The sequence below is a fragment of the Streptomyces sp. NPDC096046 genome (assembly GCF_040303285.1).
Classification (GTDB): Bacteria; Actinomycetota; Actinomycetes; order Streptomycetales; family Streptomycetaceae; genus Streptomyces.
This window is the reverse complement of the sequence record NZ_JBEOSZ010000001.1, coordinates 110,583-131,608: the sequence shown is the minus strand read 5'-3', so window position 1 is coordinate 131,608 and position 21,026 is coordinate 110,583. Positions and strand designations below refer to the sequence as shown.

The window sequence follows — 21,026 nt, the reverse complement described above, 5'->3', positions numbered from 1 at the left end:
GTCCGGGTGAACGGACCGGGACGGCACCGACGGTCTCGCCCCGGCCACCCGGGAGTTCGCGCGGTACGTGGCCCTGCCGACGCAGCGCCACCCGCCGAGTGGACCGACCGTGCGGGGTCCGCACCCGCCCGCCGGAAAACCCGTCGCCCCGCCCCGGGCCTGCCTGTTACGGTCACGCCCATGCAGCGCGTCCAGCCGTTCCCGTCCGCCACGACGACGCCGGAGAGTGTCCCGGCGCGCTGACAGCTGACCCAGATGTCCGAAGCCCCGGGGCGAGTGCCCCGGGGCTTCGCCGTGTGGTGCTCGCCTCCGAAACCGAGGAGCCACCATGCACGACCACCGCCGACTCGGCCGTGAACTGGACCTGTTCGACACCGATCCGCTGATGGGCGCGGGGCTGCCGTACTGGCTGCCCGACGGCGCGGTCGTGCGGCACACCCTGGAGGAGTACATCCGCGACGCGGAACGGCGGGCCGGCTACCGGCACGTGTACTCGCCGGCCCTCGGCAAACGCGAGCTGTACGAGATCTCCGGGCACTGGGACCACTACGGCGACGACATGTTCCCGCCGATGGACGTGGGCGCCGAGCAGGTCCTGCTGCGCCCCGGTCTCTGCCCCCACCACGCCCTGATCTACCGTTCCCGCTCCCGCAGTTACCGCGAACTGCCCTTTCGCATGGCCGAGTTGGGCGGGATGTACCGCTCGGAGATGTCCGGCGTGCTCGGCGGTCTGACCCGGGTGCGGGCCATCACCCTCAACGACGCGCACATCTTCTGCACCCTGGAGCAGGCCGTGGAGGAGGCCCGTGCCGCGCTGGAGCTGATCGGCCGTGCCTACGCGGACCTCGGCATCCGCGCGGCCCGCCACCGGCTGTCCCTGCCCGGCGAGGGCGGCAAGTACGTGGCCGATCCGGAGCTGTGGCGGCGCGCCACCGCCCTGCTGAGGGAGGTCCTGGACGGCTCCGGCGTCCCGTACGAGGCGGCCGAGGGCGAGGCGGCCTTCTACGGCCCCAAGATCGACGTGCAGATCACCGACCCGGCCGGCCGGGAGGCCACCCTCTCCACCGTCCAGATCGACTTCCACCAGCCCGAACGGTTCGACCTGCACTACATCGGCCCCGACGGGGCGAAACACCGCCCGGTCATGGTGCACCGCAGCATCATCGGCAGCGTGGAGCGCGCGGTCGCCCACCTCCTCGAGGAGCACGGCGGCGCCTTCCCGCCATGGCTGGCCCCGGTGCAGCTGGCCGTCCTGCCGGTGGGGGACGAGCAGTACGACGCCGCCCACGCCCTGGCAGGGCGCGCCCGGGAGCTCGGCCTGCGCGCCGAGGTCAGCGGCCCCGAGCAGGGCACCCTCGCCGCCCGGATCCGCGCCGGCCGGCTGATCCCCTACCAGGCGGTGATCGGCGGGCGGGAGGCCGCCACCGGTCTCGCGGCACCCCGCCTGCGCGACGGCACCCGGCCGGACGCCCTGCCCGGCGCCGAGCTGCTGCGCCGGATCGGCGACCGGGTGGCGGCCCGGGGCACCGAGCTGTGGGACCCGTCGTAGGACGGGTCCACCGAGGCTCAGAACGTCCAGCGCGTGTGGCTGTAGACCCCGTTGTCCCGGCCGAAGCCGTACGCGGTGTCCGGGGACACCGCGAACACGAGGTCGTCGCCCTCGCGGATCGTGTCCCCGATGCCGTGGAAGGTGCCCTCGGGGGAGGTGATGTGCGGCCCGTACTTCGTCTCGAACGCCGTGATCACCTCCTCCAGCGCCACCGGGTCGTCGACCGGCCGCGCCCTGCCCTCGACCACGACGTCGAACCCCTCGGTGAGCGAGTTCACCCCGGTGGTCAGGGCGCAGTGGGCGTCGTGTGCGAGGTTCTTCGCCTTCTGCTCCCGGCGGCCGGTGGAGAAGTACAGCACTCCCTCGTGCCAGGCGGCGATGCAGGGCGTGACGTGCAGCCGGCCGTCGGGTCGCACCGTGGACACCCAGAAGACCTCGGCGGACCCCAGGTGACGTTGCGCCTCGTCCCATTCGGTGGCCGTGACCTCCGAAGAACCCGGGCGGGGGTTGAGTGCGGAGCTGTAGCGGGCGTCGAGTTCGGTCGTGGGTCGTTGTGCGGGCATGGCGGTCTCCTTCCGTCTCCTGCCGGTAACGACGGGCCGCCGGGTTCGGAATCATCGCCGCGTCCGTTCGCGGGTCCGGGGCGGTGCCGGCCCGTGTGCCGTCCAGGGCCGGAGCGTGCCGGGGTGGAACACGGCCCGGACGGGAATCGGGTGGAGCGCGGCCGGCACGAGTCCGCCGCCGTCGCCGGTCGCGGTCGTGCCGGGCGGGACCCGCTGCCGGGTCACGGGCGACCTGACCGTGCGCGGCGCGACCGGGCAGGTCACCGAGGACTTCGAACCGACCGGCGTCGGCGACGACCCGCAAGGCGCCTTCCAAGTCGCCTTCACGGGCCGGACGCGGTCATCGACCGCGAGGAGTGGGGCGTCAGCGGGGCTCGCGGCACGGTCGGCCGGAAGGCGACGCCGGACTTCGGCGTCACGGCGGTACGGCGGTCCTGACGCCGCGCGCCCGCGGTGGGCGCTCCCGCGGGCCGTAGGGTCGCTGCCACGGAGCTTTCCCGCGGACCACTGGAAGGAGTCCCCGCCGTGACGGACGGTCAGCGCATCCCGGTGATCATCGACTGCGACACCGGCGTCGACGACGCCCTCGCCCTGCTGTTCGCCGTACGGCACCCGGCGCTCGACGTGCGGGCGATCACCTGCGTGGCCGGGAACACGGACGTGGACGGCGTCGTCCGCAACACCCTGACCGTGCTGGAGCAGGCGGGCGCCCCCGAGATCCCCGTGGCCCGGGGCGCCGAGCGGCCGCTGATCGAGGCCCCCCGGTCCGCGCGGCACGTGCACGGGCACGACGGCATGGGCGACCTGGGCCTGCCCGAGCCGACGCGGGGGCCCGTCGACGTCGACGCGGTGACGCTGCTGCGCCGCGAGATCCTGGCCTCCCCGCGCCCGGTCACGCTCATCCCCACGGCACCGCTCACGAACATCGCGCTGCTCCTGCGTACGCATCCGGAGGTGGTCCGCAACATCGAGCGGATCGTCTTCATGGGCGGCGCGGCGGCCGTCGGGAACGCCACGCCGGTCGCCGAGTTCAACGTCTGGCACGACCCGGAGGCGGCCGCGATCCTGCTCACCGCCGGGGTGCCGATCACGATGTACGGGCTGGACGTGTTCACGCGGGTCGTGGTCCCGGCGGCGCGGGTGCGCGGGCTGCGCGCGAGCGGCGAGCCGGGGGCGCGGCTGGCCGGGGAACTGCTCGCCCACCGGCCCGCCCACCCGGACAGCCGTCCCGACGACCCCTCCGAGACAGCCGGCGGCCTCGGTGACGCGGGTGCGGTGTGCGCGGTCGCCGACCCGGAGGGCCTGACGACCCACCGCCTTCCGGTGGACGTCTCCCTCGCGCCCGGACCGACCCGCGGCATGACGATCGTGGACCGCCGTGCCCGGCCCGGAGAGTCGGAACTCCACGAGGGCACGCGCGAACAGCCCCTGGTCGACGTGGCGTTGGACGTGGAGGTGGAGCGCTACGTGAAGCTGTACCTGGCGACGGTCGGGGGGTGATCGCCGCCGGGGCATGAGAGCGCCCGGTGTGCCGTCGCCGCCGGACGACAGCACACCGGGCGCTCTTCAGGCCCGGGCGTCCTACGCGCCGCGGTTGGCCGCACGGCGGCGGGTCATGACGACGAGGGCCGCGCCGCCCGCCAGCAGGGCCGCCGCGCCGAAGGCGATCGGGCCGGTGCTGCTGTTGGCGCCGGTCTCGGCGAGGTCACCGCCACCGCCGTTCGGCTTGGGAGCGGTGGGCGTCGACTCGGAGGCGCTCGGGGTGGGCGTGTCCGTGTCGGAGGACGGCGGCGTCGAGGGCTCGGCCGGCTCGGACGGGGACGCCGGAGGGGTCGTCTCCTCGGCCGGCTCGGAGGGGGACGCGGGCGGCGTGGAGGCCGGGGGCTCCTCCTCCGCCGGCGGCGGGGTCGTGCAGTCCTTCGTGCCGCCGTTCCAGGCCGCGATCAGCTTGTCCTTGATGACCGGGCGGTCCGGGCCCTTGGGCAGCTCGCCGTGCTCGAAGCCGTCCTTCGCGTCGAGTTCGCCGTCGAACCTCACGGCGCCCCGGTAGAGGTCGATCTGCCCGAAGCAGCCCTTGTCCGGGATGGCGATGTCGAGCGAGTCGGTGGCGCCCGGCTTGACCGTCACCGTGTCGAAGTCGACGAAGACCTGCTCGCCGGAGGTCGCGAACGTCGCGCCGTGCGCGAGGTAGGACGCGAGGGAGGCCGTGCAGGTGACGGCGTCACCGGCGGCGCGGACCGTGATGTGGATCTTGCCGTCCTCGGTCGGCTTCAGGTTCTGGTCGTCGACCTTGACCGAGTCGTGGAAGTTCGTGCCGTCGAGCGAGAACTGGCAGCGATCGGTCCCGGTCTCCGTGCCCGCACCGGTGCCTGGCTGGTAGCTGCCCCCGGACGACCAGCCGTCGCCGCCGGGCGTACCGGTGGCGAACGCGGTGGTGGCGGAGGCGGCGCACAGGGCGAGGGCCGCGGCGCCCGTCCCCAGCAGGCGGCGCGCGGTGACACGTCTCGCTATGGACATACGTATCCCATTTCTTGGCGTGTGCAGAACCCGGGTGGCGGCATGCGGGCAGCGCGCGGCCGCCGAGGCCGCACCGGGGGTGAGTGGTCTGAGAAACACTGGGCTCATAGGTCACATGCGCCTCAGTGAGCCCCCATCGTGGCGCTGCCGCAGCACGCTGTCAACCTGCGCTGATGCAAAGGGAATTGGTCTGCCATCACACTTTCATCACAGCAGGAATGGATCACTCCGATCAACGCGATGGTTCCTTTTTCCGGCATTCTGGACAGATTCAATGCTGTCGCCCGTATGCCCTTCGAAGGAGACCGCGTGACCGATCGCTCCACGCTCGACCTGTCGTCCAGGGATCCGGACTGGTGGCGTCAGGCCGTCGTCTACCAGATCTACCCGCGCAGCTTCGCCGACGCCGACGGTGACGGACTCGGTGACCTGCGCGGCATCACCCGCCGCCTCACCCACCTCGCCGCCCTGGGCGTGGACGCCCTGTGGCTGAGCCCCTTCTACCCCTCCGAACTCGCCGACGGCGGCTACGACGTCGCCGACCCCCGGGGCGTCGACCCGCGCCTGGGCACCCTCGACGACTTCGACGCCCTGGCCGCCGAGGCCCACCGCCTCGGTCTGAAGGTCATCGTCGACATCGTGCCCAACCACTCCTCGCACCGGCACGCGTGGTTCCAGGAGGCCCTGTCCGCGGGCCCCGGCTCGTCGGCCCGCGACCGCTACGTCTTCCGCGACGGCCGCGGCGAGCACGGCGAACTCCCGCCCACCGACTGGCAGTCCGTCTTCGGCGGCAGCGCGTGGAAGCGGGTGCCCGACGGCCAGTGGTACCTGCACCTGTTCGCGCCCGAACAGCCCGACCTCAACTGGGAGAACCAGGAGGTCCGCGCCGACTACCGCACCACCCTGCGCTTCTGGTCCGACCGCGGCGTCGACGGCTTCCGGGTCGACGTCGCCCACGCCCTCGTCAAGGACCTGAGCGAGCCGCTGCGCGACCTCGGCCGGCCCGAGCTGAGCCGTGAGGAGGCCCTCACCGCACTGCCGCCCGGCACCCACCCCTTCTACGACCGCGACGACGTGCACGAGATCTACCGCGACTGGCGCAAGATCCTCGACGCCTACCGCCCACCCCGCATGGCCGTCGCCGAGGCGTGGGTGCCCGGCGCCCGGCGCGCCCTGTACGCCCGCCCGGACGAACTGGGCCAGGCCTTCAACTTCGAGTACCTGCAGGCCGGCTGGGACGCCGACGAGCTGCGGCAGGTCGTCACCGACTCGCTCGCCACCGCCCGGGCCGCGGGCGCCTCGGCCACCTGGGTGCTGTCCAACCACGACGTGATCCGGCACGCCTCCCGCCTGATGCTGCCGCCGGGCACCGACCTCAACGCCTGGCTGCTCTCCGGCGGCCACGCCCCGGCGGTCGACCGGGCGGCCGGGCTGCGCCGGGCCCGGGCGGCCACCCTGCTGATGCTGGCGCTGCCCGGCTCGGCCTACGTCTACCAGGGCGAGGAACTCGGCCTGCCCGAGGTCCCCGACCTGCCCACCGAAGTGCTCCAGGACCCGATCTGGGAGCAGACGGGCCACGTCCGCAAGGGTCGCGACGGCTGCCGGGTGCCCCTGCCGTGGACGCAAGCCGGACCCTCGTACGGCTTCGGGCCCGGCGGCGCCTGGCTGCCGCAGCCGCCCGGCTTCGCCGCCTACGCCGTCGAGGCGCAGGACGGAGTCGAGGGCTCCACCCTGGAGCTGTACCGCACCGCCCTGCGGCTGCGCCGCAAACTCCTCGACGGCGAGGAGCTGACCTGGGCGTCGGACGCCCCGGACGGCGTGCTCCGCTTCGACCGCTGCGAGGGCTGGCGCTGCGTCACGAACCTGTCCGACGCGCCCGTCGGGCTGCCGGCCGGTGAGGTCCTGCTGACCAGCGCGCCCCTGGAGGACGGCCTGCTCGGCCCGGACACGACGGCGTGGCTCGGGCGCTGAGCGCTCCGCGGGCGGCGCCGTGGGGGTCGTCCTTCGGGTGCGGCGCCGTCGTGGCCGGTCGCGCGGTTCCCCGCGCCCCTTCGGGGGCGCGGGAGGTCTGGAACACCGGCGTCTACGGCACCGCCGCGGTTCACATCGGCGGCGAGAACCGTCACTGCGGCGGGGGAGGCCGGGCAGGTGTCGAAGGCCCGGCTTCCAGCCGGGGGTGCTGACCGGCTTCACCCAGGACGCGGTGAGGTTGGGCTGGGCGCCGCCGGCCCACCCGGACGCGGACCGGGAGCCCCGCCCGTGATGAACGGGTCAGTGGCGCAGCGCCCGGGCCACCTCCGCCCGGACCTCCCCGGACAGGTCGTGGGTGCTGCGGGCGGTGGCCGTGGCGGAGTGGCCGGCCTGCACGTGGTCCACCGTGACGATGACCGTGTCGACCAGTTCTCCCCCGGCGTTCCGGAAGTCGACCTGGACGGCGAAGGACCGGGGCGCGTCGTCGGTGTTGCGGACGGTGACCTCGGCGCGAGCCCGGCCGTCGGACCCGATCACGGGCGAGCCGGTCCGCACGTCGTCCTCTACGTCGGTGCCGCCCTGGATGGCGTCGAGCCGGCGTCCGGCCTCGGCCGTGGCGGACTCGATCGCCCCGGGGGCCTGCGAGGCGATGGACTCCACCGCGGACTCCGCCTTCCGCGCGGTGTCCGCCGGGCTCTCGGCACCACCGCAGCCCGCCAGCACGGCGGACACGGCCAGCACCAGGGCCGCACCTTCCGTCGCCCGGCGCTTGCGGTGACGGGCGGCCATGTCGCCTCCCTGAGGGACCGCCGGCCCTCGGGCCCACGGCCTCACGTGCGTCCGAGTCCGCCGCCGCCGAAGGACCCGCTGGATCCGGGCGACCAGCGGCGCGGATGCTGGTCCTTGCCCGTCCTGGTGCTCGCGCGATGCAGCTCGTGCGGCATGATGCGCTGACCGTCGCGCGCCACGACCGGCACGTCGTCGGGCTCCCGCATCTCCCGTGTCTCGCGGACCGGCCCGGTGTCCGGCAGATGCGGCTGTTCCTCCGGGGCGGGGTGATGGGTGTCCGTGTCCATGACCCGCATCCCGACCCGCACGGCCCAGATCAGCGCACAGGCCACGATCAGCCCGCCGACGAAGGCGAGGGCCACGGCGACCGCGTGATCTGACGAGGCCGCCAGTTCTGCGTACGTTGCCGTCTTCATGCCCCAAGTATCACCGACGGAATGCGATAAAGCGCCCGGAATGTTCCACAGTGAAACCCTGACTGCCTCGGACGCCACGCCCGGCGGGGTGTCCCTGGCGTGGCGCAGGCCGCCGACGACCGGGACCCGCCCGTCCCCCTCGTCCGGCCCCCGCACGAGGGGGAGGAACGACGTCTCGTCGCGGTGCGGGCGGCACCGGCTCCCGCACCGCCCGCGGGGTACCGTGGAGGAACCGGGGGTATGCCGCAACCGGTGTCCGAACCGGTCCCGCCCTCGGCGTCCCACGCACTCCCAGGACCTCCCCAACGGGCCCGCGGCCTCGCCACCTCCTCGCCACGCACCCCATCCGCAGCAGGAGCCCCTCGATGACGTCCGCCTCTTCGCCCCCACCGTCCGTTCCCGCGCCGTCCGAGGTCCGGCTACGGCTCGCGGACCAGCCGGGCCAGGGGCCCACCGCCCGCCGGATCGACGGGGCGTGGTGGCCCCGCTCGTACGACCTGGCCGCCGAGCTTCCCGGGCTGCTCGGCGGCCTGCCGGATGCCTGGGGCCGGATCAGCAGCGTCCTGGTCAACGGGGACACCTGGCCGGCCTGCCCGGAGCGGCTGGTCGTCGCGGGGCAGGCGGTGCACGTCGGCCGCACGGACTCGCCGTCCGCCCCGCACACCGTCTGCCTGCTGGCCCCCGGCCGCGGCCGCTGGGACCTGCTGGTGGTGCCGCCCGCCACGGAGGAGGCGGAGGCCGTCCGGCTCATGGAACAAGCCGTCGCACAGGGTGTCTGACGTCAGCGCGCGAGCAGCACCAGGGCCAGGGCGGCCAGCGCCGGGACGGTCTGGACGAAGAGGATCTTCCGGCTGGCCGTGGCGGCGCCGTAGAGCCCCGCGATCGCCACGCACACCAGGAAGAACACCGAGACCCGGAAGCCCACCGGGTCGGACGCCACCGCGCCCCACACCAGGCCGGCGGCGAGGAAGCCGTTGTAGAGGCCCTGGTTCGCCGCCAGGGCCTTCGACGCGGCGGCGAACTCGGCGCTGGTGCCGAAGGCGGCCCGGGCCCGTGGCGTGGTCCACAGGAACATCTCCAGCACCAGGATGTACACGTGGAGCGCGGCGAGGACCAGTACCGCGAGCGTGGCGAGGGTCGACATGCGCTCATCATCACAGGCCCGCCCCGCCCGTCCTCGTTCGGGCCCTCCCCGGAGGCGGCGGGCCGCGCCGGGTGGCAGATTGCGGCCAGAGGAAGGCCGGGCCCGGCCGTCGCGTCCCCGCGTGTGCCGCTCGGGAGCCGGGTCCGGCCTTCCCGCCCGCGCCCGCTCCGCGAGGTCGCCCCGGTGTCCGGGAAGCGGTGGGCTTCGCGGCCTTCCGCAACACCCCGAGCCTGAAGCTCCCGCTCCCGCGACGACGCCCGACGTTCTTCACCGCGACCCCCGCACTCGGCTTCGGGGTGCGGGCGGTCGCCTTTCGTTTTGCGGAACCTTTGCCAGGGGCCGGGCGTTGGGTGGGTGTGCGCGCGTGAGCTCGTGCGGTAGGTGATGCCGACTAGTACCGAGGTGACCTCAATGGCAGTGTGGGACCGGCTCAAGGACCAGGCCAAGGCTCTCCAGCAGGGGCAGGGCGGGCGGAGTGCGCCGGCCGGCGGGCACAGCGGTGGGACGAGGTCCGGTGGTGGCGGCAAGGCCCAGCTGGTCGGCCTGTTCAAGACGCAGCTCGGGTCGCTGAAGAACGAGCTGAAGAGCGGTGCGTACCGGGACGCGAGCATGGCGATGTGCGCTCTGGTCGCGGCGGCCGACGGGAATGTGGACCCGGCCGAGCGCCAGCAGGTCGAGTCGATGATCCTCAGCAACGACGTGCTGCAGAACTTCCCGCCGGAGCAGCTCCGCCAGCGTTTCAACAAGCATGTGGACCAGCTGACCGCCAACTTCCTGCTCGGCAAGTCGGAGGCCATGCAGGAGATCGCCAAGGCCGCCAAGAAGCCCACCGAGGCCCGGGCCGTGATCCAGACGGGCATGGTCATCGCCGGTGCCGACGGCCACTTCTCCCAGGCGGAGGCGACGGTCCTGCGCGAGGCCTGCGCGACGCTGGGGGTGTCCCCCACCGAGTTCCAGCTCTGACGGTGGGACAAGGGGGCGGCTCCGACGGTCCGGTCGTCCAGGGCGTGCCGGCCGTCGGCTCGGGAGGCTCCGAGCGACGGATACCCCGCATGACCACTCTGCCGGGAGCACCGGAGCCTTCCCCGGCCGACGCCGTGAAGGAGCCCGCCGCATGACCCCCCACCGGACCGCCCCCTCGCGCCGCGCCCTCCTGGCCGCCTCGGCCCTGCTCCCGCTCACGGCCTGCGGGACGGACGACCGCCCCGCCGGCGATGCGAGGCGGCGAACCCCTGCGCCCACCGGTACGCCGACCGGCGGACCCCCGGTCCACCGGCCCCGGCTGGCGGACCTGGAGCGCGCGTACGGCGCCCGCGTCGGCGTCTACGCCCTCGCGACCGGCACCGGCGCCACCGTCGTCCACCGCGCCGATGAACGCTTCGCGTTCTGCTCGACGTTCAAGGCGCTGGCCGCGGCGGCGGTCCTGCACCACCGCTCTCTGAGCGGCCTGGACCGCCGTGTCACCTACACCGGCGCCGATCTGCGCTCCACCTCACCGGTCACCGGAAAGCACGTCGCGACCGGGATGACGCTCCGTGAGCTCTGCGACGCCGCCGTCCGCTACAGCGACGGCACGGCGGGCAACCTCCTGATGCGCGACACCGGCGGCCCCGCCGGGCTCACCGCCTATCTGCGCCGGCTCGGCGACTCCACCAGCCGCATGGACCACTACGAGCCCGAACTGCACGACGTACCACCGGACGACCCCGCCGACACCACCACCCCGCGAGCGATCGCCACCGACTTCCGCACGCTCCTGTTGGGCACCGCCCTGCCCGCCCGGGAGCGCGGGCTCCTCATGCACTGGCTGACCCGCAACGCCACCGACGTCGCCGCCCGCCGTATCCGGGCCGGGCTCCCCGGCGACTGGAAGGTGGCCGACAAGACCGGGACGGGCGACTACGGCCGGGCCAACGACATCGCGATCGTCCACCCGCCCCGCACCGAGCCGCTCGTCCTGGCCGTCATGACCGACCGCCCCGGCCGCGACAGCGAGCCCTCGGACGCCCTGATCGCCGAAGCGACCCGGCGGACCATCGCCGCCCTGAAGCTCCCGGGGCTCTCGTCGGCGTCTATAACGGGGCCATGATCTATCACGTCGTACCGCTCACCGTCTGGAGCACCGACCCCGGTCAGGCGTACGCGCCCGACTCCCTCACCGAGGAGGGCTTCGTGCACTGCTCCCCGGACGAGGCGACCACCCTGGCCGTCGTCAACGCCTTCTACCGGGACGCGCCCCGGCCCCTGCTCGTGCTCGCCCTGGACGAGGCGCGGCTCACCGCCCGGGTGGAGTGGGAGGCGGCGGCCCCGGCCCCGCCGCCCGGCGTCTCGGGGGACACCCTGTTCCCGCACGTGTTCGGCCCCCTCGACCGGGACGCAGTCGACCACCTCCTCGAGGTGCGGTGGGACGAGGAGGGCCGGGCCGCGGAGCTGCGTACGGCAGGATGACCGGGTGATCGAACAGAAGTCCACATCCGCCGCCCCCGCCCCGCACCCCGTCCGGGGAGCGGCCCTCTGCGCCATCGGGGCCCTCGCCCTCGCCGCACTGGCCTGGGTGACCCGGGCGGTCTGGCACCTCCGGCTCGCAGCGGCCGGAGAGCCGGCGTCCGGCCCGCCCGACCAGGGCGGCGGCGTGCACCGCCCGCTGAACACGCTGGAGGACTCCTACCACCTGGTCGACTCGGTCGGCAGCACCGTCACGTTCGTGTGCGCCCTCGCGTTCCTGTTCTGGCTGGACCGGATGCGGGACAACGCCAAGGCCCTCTCGGGCGCGGACCCGCGTTACAGCTACCCCTGGCTGTGGCTGGGCTGGATCGTGCCCGTCGTGAACCTGTGGATACCCCGGGGCATCGTCGCGGACGTCCACCGCTCGGCCTTCCCCGAGCGGCGGCTGCCCGCCGTCGTGAACTGGTGGTGGGGCCTGTGGCTGGCCGGTCTGGCCGGCGGCGTGGGGCTCATCTACGCCGACGACACGGACGAGGTCATCGCCCGTGCCTACGACGGCGTCCTGCCCCTGCTCGCCGCCGACCTGATCATCGTGGCCGCCGCCGGGACCGCCGCCCTCATGATCCACACGCTCACGACGGCGCAGCGGGAGCACATCGCCGGCCAGGGCCACTGACCGGGCCGCAGCGGCCGGTACACCGACACGGGCCAACGAGACCGTCACCGACAGCGGCGTCCGCGACCCCGGGGTGCGCCGAGGACGGCGACGTGACGGATTCACGTCGTTGTTGTGGGCCACGGTGTGGCGGAAGACGTTCCCGGGGCCGACGGTGAGCTTCGGGGCGAAGCCGTCGGCGTCCTCACCGTCGGAGTCGACGTTGTCGTGCGACTCCGCGCTCAGGACGAGGTTGTGGGACGGCCACTGGTCCTTGGGCGTGCTGGAGAGCGTCCGCGAGAGCTGCAGCCCCGAGCCACGGTTGTGGCGCGTCACCGTGCGCTCGACGATGTTGTTGCCGCTGAGCAGGGGCGAGGTGGCTGACCCGGTCCCGCGCGGAGCCGGTCAGCGGCTCTCGGCCGCCCTCCGGTCCGTGCTCGGGCGGGCCGCCGACGGGGCGGGGTGTATCGAGGCGGGGGTGGCCGACGGGGAGCGGGAGGGGGCCGCCGGGCCGGTCGGCTCCGCCGTGGGGCGGGTGCCGGGGACGGACGTACGGGGAACGTCGGTGGCCGGGCGGCGCGTGCCCGGGGACGAGGGGCGCGACTCGTACGGGGACGGCACCGGGGTGGCGGGCGCCGAAGGGGCGGGCGGTGTCACCCGTGGGGTCGGCGGGGCCATGGGGATCGTCGGAGCGGTGGGGCGTTCGGGTGCCGTGAGGCGCAGTGGGAGGGCGATGAGCGCGGCGGCGACGCAGCACAGGCCCGCCCCGGCCGCGGCGCGCAGCAGGCGCCGGCGGGTCGCACGGCGGCGGATCGCCTCGTACTGCCCGGCGGGCGCGCCCAGGTAGTCGGGGGAGGAGGGGCGCAGGATCACGGCGAGCGGGTCGTCGGGAGCGAACTCCTGGTCGCCCGGGTCTCCGTCAAGGCGTGTGGTCAAGGCTTCTCCTCAGGTGGACGCGGAGCAGTTCCCGGGCCGCGTGCAGGTCGGCCTTGACGGTTCCTTCCTTGCGCCCGGTCAGTGCGGACACCTCCCGGATCGGCATGTCAGCGTAGTAGTGGAGCAGGATCGGGACGCGCAGTCGTTCCGGCAGTGACTGCACCAGCAGCCGCACCGACGGGTCGGCCTGCTCGGCGTGGGGGCGTACGGCGGCTTCCGAGGTGACGCGGTGCATGGCCCGGCGCTCGCGCTCCAGTTTGCGCCAGTGGTCTCGGACGAGATTGGCCGCGGTGACGTAGAGGAACCCGCGCGGTTCCTCCACGGACGTCCAGCGGGCCCAGAGCCGGGTGAACGCCTCGGAGGCGATCTCGTGGGCCGTCCCGTCGTCGTCGACGAGGCGGCGGCACCAGCCGGCGAGGCGCGGGTAGAGGGCGGCGAACAGCTCGGACGCTGCCTTCTCGCGGGACCGTTTCAACGCTCTCCAGGGGTGGGGGGCTCGGAGCCGCTCAGCGCCGCGAACACGATGACGTTGTCCGCGTAACCGTCGCCGGTCCGCGCACCCCCGCACGTGATCAGCCGCAGCTCCGGGCGGTTCACGTTCCCGTAGACGTCGTCCGCCGGGAAGTCGGTTTTCGGGATGGTGCGTACGGCCGTGACGGCGAACTCCGCCGCGGTGCCGTTCTCCAGGCGCGCCACGATCCGGTCGCCCCGGTGCAGCCGGGCGAGGTGGCGGAAGACGCCGTCGCCGTACGGGCCGACCGTGACATGGCCGAGGAGCACCGACGGGCCGGTCCGGCCGGGCGTCGGTGAGTGCCGGTACCAGCCGGCCCGGTCGTGGGCCGTGACCGGCGGCACCCGCACCGTGCCGTCGGCCGCCAGGCCCAGCCGGATGACCGGGGTGTCGACGCCGATGGCCGGGATCAGCAGCCGTACCGGGACCGAACGGGCCAGAGGGCGGGCCCGCTCGGCCGAAACCGGCCGAGCGGTGGTCTTCGACCGTGGCGCGGTGCTCCCGTGGCTCCCGCACGCCGTCAGCACGGACGCCAGCGCCCCGGCCGTGAACGCGCGCCTGGAGAACGAGCTCATGCCCCGGTCGCCCGGCGGCGGCGTACGACGAAGACGGTGCCGCCGCCCAGGGCGAGCACCGCGGCGGCGCCCGCGCCGATCGCCGTGCCGTCGCTCCCGGAGGCCGGGGACGCCGCCGTCACCCCGGTGTCGGGCGCGCCGCTCGGCCTGACGGAGACCTGGTCGTCGGCGGGCGCCCGGGTCGGTTCGTCCTCGGCCGGCGCCGGCGTCGGTGCGGCCGTCCGGGGCGACTCGTCCTCGGCGGGCGCCGGGGTCGGTGCGGCCTCCCGGGTCGGTTCGGCGCTCTCCGCGGGCTGGGTGGTGGGCGCGGCGGGCGAGGGGACCGGGCTCGGGGTGGTCGCCCCGTCCGCGAACGCGGGGCCCGTGCCCATCAGTACGGCGGTGGCCGTGAGGGCCAGGGCACTGAGGACGGTTCGGCGCATGGAATCGCACTCCTTCATCGGTCCGGCCCGATGGTCGGCGGGCCGGATGACAGATCGTGCGGAGAGACGAGGCGGCGACGGGCCAGGTTGTAAAGAGATGGCAAAGTCGCCGCTGGGGCGGCACCGGACGGGCTGGTCGACGGCGAACCGGCCGCGCGCGACCACGATCCGGCCGAGCTCCGGCGGGAGGAACTGCTCGCCGCCCTGGCCGGACACCAGGCCGCCGTGCCGCACGGTGGTGGGCCTGTTTCCCCGCCGGTACGAGAACCACTCCTACGACGAGTCCGACCCGGAGTACGTCCCGGACTCACCCCCGAAGTGGGCCCGGGTGGTGGACATCGGCTGAACCGCACGCCGGCCCGGCTGCGGCACGATCGCCTGGTCCGCGCCGAGGCCGGCGTCACGTCCAGGGTGCCGTCGCGGGTCACCGTCCGGGCGCCGACCACGGCCGGGTTCCGGTACGGGCTCGCGCCGGGGGTGCCGCGGGCGCGGACCGTCGCCGTGTTCGTGCCGCCGCCGAGAAAGGACAGCGGCAGCGACAGTGCCTCCGGCGTCTCGTTCGTCAGCGCGCCGGGGTACCGGGTGGAGTCGTCGCGCCGGGCGACGGCGACGTATCGGGTGAGGCCGGTCCTGTAGGCGCGGACCCGCACCCCGACCCCGGCTGCCCCGGACGTTCCGGGCAGCCGTCCCGAGGTCCGCTACGCCGTCCGGAAGCGATCCGTCGCCGCCAGTACCGCCGTCGTCATGGAGGTCCCCGACAGCCCGTGTCCCTCGTCGTCGATCAGGACGAGTTCCGCGTTCGGCCACACCCGGGCCAGCCGCCACGCGATGTCCACGGGTCCGCTGATGTCCATCCGGCCGTGGACCAGCACGCCGGGGATGCCGGCCAGCTTCCCGGCGTCGCGCAGCAGCGCCCCGTCCTCCAGGAAGGCGGCATGGCGCCAGTAGTGCGTGACGAGCCGGGCGAAGCGCATCCGGAAGCGCGGGTCCGCGTACCGGGGATCGGGCCGGTGCCCCGGCAGGGTGGAGACGTGCACGTCCTCCCACCGGCACCACTCCCGCGCGGCCCGCTCCCGTACGGCCGGGTCGGGGTCGGCGAGCATCCGGGCGTAGGCGTCCACCAGGCTGCCGTCGCGCTCCGCCCGCGGTACGGCGTCCCGGAACCGGGCCCACTCCGCGGGGAAGATCCGCCCCATGTCCCGGGTCACCCACTCCACCTCGCGGCGCGTGGTGGCGGTGACGCTGAAGAGGACCAGCCCGGACACGGACCCGGGGTGCCGCTCGGCGTAGGCGAGGGCGAGGGTCACGCCCCAGGAGCCGCCGAGGACCAGCCACTCCCCGATGCCGAGATGCTGTCGCAGCCGCTCGATGTCGGCGATCAGATGGTGCGTGGTGTTGGTGGCGAGGGAGGTCTCCGGGTCGGCCGCGTCGGGGGTGCTCCGACCGCAGCCGCGCTGGTCGAGGAGTACGACGCGGTAGGCCGCGGGGTCGAACAGCCGGCGCCAGAACGGCCCCGCCCCCGACCCCGGCCCGCCGTGCAGCACGAGGGCGGGCCTGCCGGCCGGATTCCCGCAGGTCTCCCAGTACACGCGGTTGCCGTCACCGACGTCGAGCATGCCGTGGTCGTACGGCTCGATGCCGGCGGGATACAGCTCGGCCATGCCGGAGGTCCTCTCCTGACCTGGCTGCCTCGGGTCAACCGCGGATGCGACAGCAGATGTGACAGCAGATGTGACAGCGCTGTTAGATTACAGCGTGAGCAATCAACCCGATCCGGTCGCCGTGGGGACGCTGCTCCGTCACGTGCTGGACCTGCTGGACGGCGAGGTGGCCGCGTTCTACGAGGAGCAGGGCCTCCCCGAGTACCGGCCCCGCTTCTCCCCGGTCGTCCGGGCACTCGTGGCCGAAGGCCCGCTTTCGGTACGCGCGTTGGCCGCGGCGGTCGGCGTCACGCACTCGGCCGCGAGCCAGACGGCGGCCCAGATGGCCCGCGCGGGCCTGGTCACCCACACCCCCGACCCGCTGGACGCCCGCCGCCGGCTGGTCGGCCTCACCCCCAAGGCCCGGGCGCTGCTGCCGCTGATCGAGGCGGAGTGGGAGGCGACGAAGGCGGCGATGGCGGAGCTGGACGCGGAACTGTCCATGCCGCTGGGCAAGTTGCTGACCGAGGTGGTGCAGGCGGTGGGCAGGCGGCCGTTCGGGGAGCGGGTGGCGGCGGCTCGCACGACTACCTGACCTCGGCCCATCCCGCCGGGGGTCACCCGGTAGTGGTCCCCTGCAGGCCGTCCCCTCACAGCTGCGTGATCACGGCAGCGCGCCAACCGACCCGGTTCGGGGCGCGGAGGACGGCGAGGGCGGGGAGGCCGCCCCCGGCCCGCCGGGGTACCCACCTTTTTGTGGGGACCTGGCAGGGCGCCGTGGCCGGGCGAACCTGGTGATGGGCGGTCGGTGAGGCACAGCATCCGGAAGAGACGGAGGTGGCGTCCGCGTCAGGAGGCCGAACGGGCGGCCCCGGCGAGCTTCTCCGCCCGTCGGCACCGGGCGGGCAGCTCGCGCACCGCGGGACTCCGCCCGCTCCGCCGGACCAGGGCGGCAGAGCCGGTGTCTCGACGTCGTCGACGACCCGGACGACGAGCCGGTCCCGGCGGCCGGCCATCGACTCGCTGAGGGCGGCGCCCGGTCGCCCCGGCCCCGTCCGCGTCCGTCACCCTCGTCTCCGTGCCGTGCTCGCCCGCCGGACCAAGCGGGTGGGCACCAGCGTCGTGCCGTGTTCCGTCCCGGCCTCCCGCATCTTGCTGAGCACCCCCGCCACGCACAACCGTCCCACCTCCGCGAAGTCCTGGTGGATGGTGGTGAGGGGCGGGAGGAAGGACGCGGACTCGGGGATGTCGTCGAAGCCGATGACACTGACGTCGTCGGGGACGCGGCGGCCGCGTTCGTGCAGGGCGCGGAGCAGGCCCAGGGCCATCTGGTCGTTGGCCGTGAACACCGCCGTGCACTCCGGCTCGTCGGCGAGGAGCAGACCCGCCCGGTAGCCGGACTCGGCCGACCAGTCGCCACGGACCGGGGGCGGCGGGGTCCGGCCCGCCTCGGTGAGTGTGGCGCGCCAGGCGTTGGCGCGGCGCTGGGCGGCGAAGGAGCCCTCCGGGCCGGCCAGGTGCCACACCGTGTCGTGGCCGAGCTCGAGGAGATGCCGTACGGCGTCACGGGCGCCGCCCGCCTGGTCGGTGTCGACGACGGTGTAGCGGTCACCGGCGTCGGAATCGGCCACCACGACCTGCACCCCGGGCGGGAGGGAGACCGTCGCCGCGTCGAGGAGGTGGATCTCCATGATGACGATGACGGCGTCCACGGCGAGTTCGCCCAGCCGGGAGAAGGCGCCGTTCACCTCGTCCTGGGTGGGGACGGCCACAGGCAGCAGGGTGACGGCGTAACCGTGCTCGGCGGCGGAGGTGGCGATGGCCTCCAGGGTGCGGATGTTGCCCATGGTGGAGAGCGAGAAGGTGATCACGCCGAGGGTGCGGAACTCGCCCCGGCGCAGCGCCCGGGCCGCGCTGTTGGGCCGGTAGCCCAGCTCCCGCATGGCCGCCAGGACCTGCGCCCGGGTGTCCTCGGTGACGCCCGGGAAGCCGTTCGAGACGCGGGAGACCGTCTGGGAGGAGACCCCGGCGAGCTGTGCGACGTCCGCCATGGACGCACCCTGGCGGGGCCGGGCCGCGCGTCTTCTCGTCCGGCTCGTGCCTCTCGACTCGCTCTCGCCGTCCACTGTGCCCACATTCCCCTCCCTACGCGACCGGCGCGCGAGTTTCGGTCCGGAACGAGTCCTTGACCCCTGAGATTCGGACAGTGTAGACATCCCGCCAGTGGATGTTTACGTAAACATCGCCTAGCCGAAACCGTATGAGAAGCCGTCGAATCCGTACCAGTCGCACCACGTAGGCCCCGATCTCCGCGTCCGCCGGGACACGCGGCACGCAGAAGAGCTGGAGTACTCGAGATGGCACACCGCACCCGCAAGAGAAGGCTCCTCGGGGCCATCGGCGTCACCTTGGCGACCGGAGCCGTCCTGGCCACCGCCACCCTGCCCGCCGCGCACGCCGAGACGACGGCCGCCGAGGCCGCCGCGGCCGGGGTCACCGTCCGGCCCGACCCCTCGTACGCGGGGGAGAGGTTCGAGGGCTGGGGCACCAGCCTGGTCTGGTTCGCCAACGCCACCGGCGACTATCCGCCCGCGATCCGCGAGAAGCTCTACCGGCTCCTCTTCGGCGACGAGGGCCTCGCCCTGAACATCGCCCGCTACAACATCGGCGGCGGCAACGCCCCCGACGTCAAGGACTACCTGCGGGCCGGCGGCGCGGTCGAGGGCTGGTGGAAGGCCCCGGCGGGCACCACCCGCGAGGACGTCGACTGGTGGGACGCGGACGACCCGGCGGACTGGAACAAGAAGGCCGACAAGACCCAGCGCTGGTGGGTCGACCGCATCAAGAAGGACATCACCCACTGGGAGACCTTCAGCAACTCCCCGCCCTGGTTCATGACCGAGAGCGGCTACGTCTCCGGCAACTTCGACGCGGGCGCGGACCAGCTCAAGACCGAGTCCGTCGACGACTTCGCCGAGTACCTGGTGGGCGCGACCGAGCGGCTGGAGAAGGCGCACGGCATCAAGGTCGACACGCTCGACCCGTTCAACGAGCCGAACACCGACTACTGGGGCACCAAACTCGGCCCCGACGGCGAACCGACCGGCGGCCGCCAGGAGGGCGCCCACATCGGCCCCGAGCTCCAGCAGAAGGTCCTCCGCGCCCTGGCCCCGGTCCTGAAGAAGTCCCGCTCGGACGCGGAGATATCCGCGATGGACGAGACGAACCCGGGCACGTTCGCGACGAACTGGAACTCCTACCCCCAGGAGGTCCGCGACCTCGTCGACCAGATGAACGTCCACACCTACGGCACCGGACAGCGCACCACCGTCCGCGACCTGGCCAAGGCCGCCGGCAAGCCGCTGTGGATGAGCGAGGTCGAGGGCGACTGGGGCGACGGCCAGAGCTTCACGGACATGCGGCCCGGCCTGGGCCTGGCCCAGCGCATGGTGGACGACCTGCGCGAACTGGAGCCCAAGGCCTGGGTGTTCTGGCAGCCCGTCGAGGACTACGACAACATGAAGCCGGGCGGGGAGTCCGCCAAGGGCGGCAACTGGGGCGAGATCCAGCTCCCCTTCAGCTGCACCGCGAAGGACACCCTGAAGTCCTGCCCGATCCACACCAACACCAAGTTCGACACGGCCCGCAACTTCACGCACTTCATCAAGCCCGGCGACCGGCTGATCAAGACGAACGACACGTCCAGCACCGCGGCGGTCTCCCGCAAGGGCGACGCGGCGACCGTCGTCCACGTCAACAGCGCCACCGAGGCCCGCGAGGTCACGCTCGACCTGTCGAAGTTCGGCCGGGTCTCCTCCCGCGCCACGGTCACCCCTGTGGTGACCAGCGCCGACGGCAAGCTGGAGAAGCGGAAGGCCGTCCGGGTCACCGGCGAGCAGGCCACGCTGACCGTGCCCGCCCAGTCGGTGACGTCCTTCCTCGTCAAGGGCGTCTCCGGTGTCGCGAAGGACGCGGCCGAACTGCGCAAGGGGCACACCTACCGCCTCACGGGCGTCCAGAGCGGCAAGGACCTCACCATCGCCGGGAACGGCACGGGCCTGGTCATCAGGACCCCGAACCCCGCCGACCCCAGCGGCCGGCAGTGGCGGGTGGAGCAGATCCGCGGTGACGGCAACCGCAAGCGCTACGTCCTCACCGAGACCGGCACGGACAAGCGCTTGGCGATCCGTGAGGGCGCCCTGGTCGCCGAACCCGACGAGGGCCGCCGCGACGCCGCCGCGCAGTGGATCGCGTCCACGACCGGCGACGGCACGTGGACGTTCGTGAACGCGGCGACCGGCCGGCTCCCGGACGTCGGGGGCCAGTCCACGAACGACGGGGCCTCCGTCGGCGTCTGGCAGCCGAACTCCGGGTCCAACCAGCGCTGGAAGGTGACCGAGGTGACGGGCGGCTGACCCTCGCGCCGCGTCCGTCCCACGACGCCCCCGGCTTCCGCGCCCCTACCGGCGGCGGAAGCCGGGGGCGTCGTACGTCACCACCCGGCCCCCCGGGTGCACCGCCGGTCGCCCGCGGCCCCGGACGGCCTACCGCCCTTGTCGCCGAACGGGGAGCCGGCCGGTCTCGTGGCCGGCGCGCCCGGGCTCCGGCTCGACGGACTGATGACCGTCGCGCCGCTCACCGGGAAGTACGCGGGTGTCGCGGCCGGCGCCGGCTCCCGGGCCCTGTCGTGTGGACCGGGTCGCGGACGACAGGCCCTGGGACCGGCGGGCCGGTTCAGCGGCGGCGGCCTCGGGGCGGCCTGCTCCGTCGTCCGTTCGGAGCGGAACCCGTGCGCGACGCGGACGACAGGCCCTGGGACCGGCGGGCCGGTTCAGCGGCGGCGGCCCCGGGGCGGCCTGCTCCGTCGTCCGTTCGGAGCGGAACCCGTGCGCG

22 protein-coding genes and 2 pseudogenes are annotated in these 21,026 nt (G+C 73.8%); 11 read left to right on the top strand and 13 right to left on the bottom strand.

Annotated features, from left to right (window positions below):
* Positions 1-328 precede the first annotated feature (328 nt).
* Positions 329-1,549 carry a threonine--tRNA ligase gene (gene thrS, locus ABTX62_RS00645; protein ID WP_502997880.1) on the top strand — a complete coding sequence of 407 codons (1,221 nt, stop codon included), beginning with the start codon at positions 329-331 and terminating at the stop codon, positions 1,547-1,549.
* Positions 1,550-1,566: 17 nt separating this feature from the next.
* Here thrS and ABTX62_RS00640 read toward each other — a convergent pair whose 3' ends face one another.
* Positions 1,567-2,112 (bottom strand): pyridoxamine 5'-phosphate oxidase family protein, encoded by a 546-nt coding sequence (locus ABTX62_RS00640; protein WP_352114145.1) that lies wholly within the window; start codon positions 2,110-2,112, stop codon positions 1,567-1,569.
* 525 nt (positions 2,113-2,637) lie between these two features.
* Between ABTX62_RS00640 and ABTX62_RS00635 the strand changes: the two genes are divergently transcribed.
* Positions 2,638-3,612, top strand: coding sequence for a nucleoside hydrolase (locus tag ABTX62_RS00635; RefSeq protein WP_352114144.1), 975 nt, complete (start codon positions 2,638-2,640; stop codon positions 3,610-3,612).
* 81 nt (positions 3,613-3,693) lie between these two features.
* Here ABTX62_RS00635 and ABTX62_RS00630 read toward each other — a convergent pair whose 3' ends face one another.
* Positions 3,694-4,629 carry an LAETG motif-containing sortase-dependent surface protein gene (locus tag ABTX62_RS00630; RefSeq protein ID WP_352114143.1) on the bottom strand — a complete coding sequence of 312 codons (936 nt, stop codon included), beginning with the start codon at positions 4,627-4,629 and terminating at the stop codon, positions 3,694-3,696.
* Positions 4,630-4,938: 309 nt separating this feature from the next.
* Between ABTX62_RS00630 and ABTX62_RS00625 the strand changes: the two genes are divergently transcribed.
* A complete protein-coding gene (locus tag ABTX62_RS00625; protein WP_352114142.1) occupies positions 4,939-6,600 on the top strand; it encodes a glycoside hydrolase family 13 protein in 1,662 nt (553 codons plus the stop codon).
* A gap of 300 nt (positions 6,601-6,900) precedes the next feature.
* Here ABTX62_RS00625 and ABTX62_RS00620 read toward each other — a convergent pair whose 3' ends face one another.
* Entirely contained in the window at positions 6,901-7,389 is a 489-nt protein-coding gene (locus ABTX62_RS00620) for a hypothetical protein (RefSeq protein ID WP_352114141.1), read from the bottom strand.
* 41 nt (positions 7,390-7,430) lie between these two features.
* Entirely contained in the window at positions 7,431-7,805 is a 375-nt protein-coding gene (locus ABTX62_RS00615; protein WP_352114140.1) for a DUF6479 family protein, read from the bottom strand.
* 365 nt (positions 7,806-8,170) lie between these two features.
* Here ABTX62_RS00615 and ABTX62_RS00610 point away from each other — a divergent pair, with 365 nt between their 5' ends.
* Positions 8,171-8,584: a DUF5994 family protein gene (locus ABTX62_RS00610; RefSeq protein WP_352114139.1), complete on the top strand. Its 414-nt coding sequence runs from the start codon at positions 8,171-8,173 to the stop codon at positions 8,582-8,584.
* Positions 8,585-8,586: 2 nt separating this feature from the next.
* On the opposite strand, the gene ABTX62_RS00605 is transcribed toward ABTX62_RS00610, so the two are convergent.
* A complete protein-coding gene (locus ABTX62_RS00605; protein WP_352114138.1) occupies positions 8,587-8,949 on the bottom strand; it encodes a DUF1304 domain-containing protein in 363 nt (120 codons plus the stop codon).
* Between the two features lie 411 nt (positions 8,950-9,360).
* Here ABTX62_RS00605 and ABTX62_RS00600 point away from each other — a divergent pair, with 411 nt between their 5' ends.
* The 4 genes from ABTX62_RS00600 (at position 9,361) to ABTX62_RS00585 (ending at position 12,070) form a co-directional block, all read left to right on the top strand.
* On the top strand, positions 9,361-9,912 hold the full coding sequence (locus ABTX62_RS00600) for a tellurite resistance TerB family protein (protein WP_352114137.1): 552 nt from the start codon (positions 9,361-9,363) through the stop codon (positions 9,910-9,912).
* 151 nt (positions 9,913-10,063) lie between these two features.
* The gene (gene bla, locus ABTX62_RS00595) at positions 10,064-11,038 is read left to right on the top strand and encodes a class A beta-lactamase (protein ID WP_352114136.1); all 975 of its coding nucleotides are present in this window, start codon (positions 10,064-10,066) and stop codon (positions 11,036-11,038) included.
* On the top strand, positions 11,035-11,397 hold the full coding sequence (locus ABTX62_RS00590) for a DUF952 domain-containing protein (protein ID WP_352114135.1): 363 nt from the start codon (positions 11,035-11,037) through the stop codon (positions 11,395-11,397). The genes bla and ABTX62_RS00590 overlap by 4 nt, the downstream gene beginning before the upstream one ends.
* Before the next feature lie 4 nt (positions 11,398-11,401).
* Complete coding sequence (locus ABTX62_RS00585) at positions 11,402-12,070, top strand: DUF4328 domain-containing protein (protein WP_352114134.1); 669 nt, start codon at positions 11,402-11,404, stop codon at positions 12,068-12,070.
* A 104-nt stretch (positions 12,071-12,174) separates the two neighbouring features.
* On the opposite strand, the pseudogene ABTX62_RS00580 reads toward ABTX62_RS00585, so the two are convergent.
* The 5 genes and pseudogenes from ABTX62_RS00580 to ABTX62_RS00560 all read right to left on the bottom strand — a co-directional run.
* Positions 12,175-12,406, bottom strand: a pseudogene (locus ABTX62_RS00580) (right-handed parallel beta-helix repeat-containing protein); the annotation flags it as partial.
* 48 nt (positions 12,407-12,454) lie between these two features.
* The gene (locus tag ABTX62_RS00575) at positions 12,455-12,985 is read right to left on the bottom strand and encodes a hypothetical protein (protein ID WP_352114133.1); all 531 of its coding nucleotides are present in this window, start codon (positions 12,983-12,985) and stop codon (positions 12,455-12,457) included.
* Entirely contained in the window at positions 12,969-13,460 is a 492-nt protein-coding gene (locus ABTX62_RS00570; RefSeq protein WP_352114132.1) for an RNA polymerase sigma factor, read from the bottom strand. Before ABTX62_RS00570 ends, ABTX62_RS00575 begins: the two co-directional genes overlap by 17 nt.
* On the bottom strand, positions 13,457-14,071 hold the full coding sequence (locus ABTX62_RS00565) for a class F sortase (protein WP_352114131.1): 615 nt from the start codon (positions 14,069-14,071) through the stop codon (positions 13,457-13,459). Before ABTX62_RS00565 ends, ABTX62_RS00570 begins: the two co-directional genes overlap by 4 nt.
* Positions 14,068-14,493 (bottom strand): sortase-dependent protein, encoded by a 426-nt coding sequence (locus ABTX62_RS00560; protein ID WP_352114130.1) that lies wholly within the window; start codon positions 14,491-14,493, stop codon positions 14,068-14,070. Before ABTX62_RS00560 ends, ABTX62_RS00565 begins: the two co-directional genes overlap by 4 nt.
* A gap of 97 nt (positions 14,494-14,590) precedes the next feature.
* Here ABTX62_RS00560 and ABTX62_RS00555 point away from each other — a divergent pair, with 97 nt between their 5' ends.
* Positions 14,591-14,839: a hypothetical protein gene (locus ABTX62_RS00555; RefSeq protein ID WP_352114425.1), complete on the top strand. Its 249-nt coding sequence runs from the start codon at positions 14,591-14,593 to the stop codon at positions 14,837-14,839.
* A 67-nt stretch (positions 14,840-14,906) separates the two neighbouring features.
* On the opposite strand, the pseudogene ABTX62_RS00550 reads toward ABTX62_RS00555, so the two are convergent.
* Positions 14,907-15,143: pseudogene (locus ABTX62_RS00550) on the bottom strand (glycoside hydrolase family 97 C-terminal domain-containing protein); the annotation flags it as partial.
* Positions 15,144-15,191: 48 nt separating this feature from the next.
* Complete coding sequence (pip, locus tag ABTX62_RS00545) at positions 15,192-16,154, bottom strand: prolyl aminopeptidase (protein ID WP_352114129.1); 963 nt, start codon at positions 16,152-16,154, stop codon at positions 15,192-15,194.
* Between the two features lie 94 nt (positions 16,155-16,248).
* Between pip and ABTX62_RS00540 the strand changes: the two genes are divergently transcribed.
* Positions 16,249-16,728, top strand: coding sequence for a MarR family winged helix-turn-helix transcriptional regulator (locus tag ABTX62_RS00540; RefSeq protein WP_352114128.1), 480 nt, complete (start codon positions 16,249-16,251; stop codon positions 16,726-16,728).
* 469 nt (positions 16,729-17,197) lie between these two features.
* On the opposite strand, the gene ABTX62_RS00535 is transcribed toward ABTX62_RS00540, so the two are convergent.
* Complete coding sequence (locus tag ABTX62_RS00535) at positions 17,198-18,184, bottom strand: LacI family DNA-binding transcriptional regulator (protein WP_352114127.1); 987 nt, start codon at positions 18,182-18,184, stop codon at positions 17,198-17,200.
* Positions 18,185-18,490: 306 nt separating this feature from the next.
* Between ABTX62_RS00535 and ABTX62_RS00530 the strand changes: the two genes are divergently transcribed.
* A complete protein-coding gene (locus tag ABTX62_RS00530) occupies positions 18,491-20,548 on the top strand; it encodes a glycoside hydrolase (RefSeq protein WP_352114126.1) in 2,058 nt (685 codons plus the stop codon).
* Positions 20,549-21,026 lie beyond the last annotated feature (478 nt).